This is a genomic window from Psychroflexus maritimus (assembly GCF_011089875.1).
GTDB lineage: Bacteria > Bacteroidota > Bacteroidia > Flavobacteriales > Flavobacteriaceae > Psychroflexus > Psychroflexus maritimus.
On the sequence record NZ_JAANAS010000015.1, the window covers coordinates 1 to 229 of the forward strand.

The 229-nt window shown below is 39.3% G+C and carries 1 protein-coding gene; it reads left to right on the forward strand.

Features of this window, described 5'->3' with window-relative positions:
- A partial coding sequence (locus G7034_RS02065) for a hypothetical protein (protein ID WP_166399306.1) occupies window positions 1–229 on the forward strand: 229 nt, incomplete at both ends.

A 229-nucleotide genomic window follows, 5' to 3' on the forward strand; every position in this document is an offset into this window, starting at 1 on the left:
ACGAAGATGGAAACGCTATTCTTTACGAAAACTTTAATCCGTTTTCGCAAACTATTTACGTTCGTGCAGTAAATACAGGCGTTTCCAACCAAACAGAAACCGATTGTTTTGTGGTTCGGGAATTGGAACTCATTGTTGAGCCGAGTCCGCAAATTCAAGATTTTGACGACTTACGGGCGTGTAGTGATAATCCGAATATTGCGGTATTTGATTTAACTCAGAATTCAAA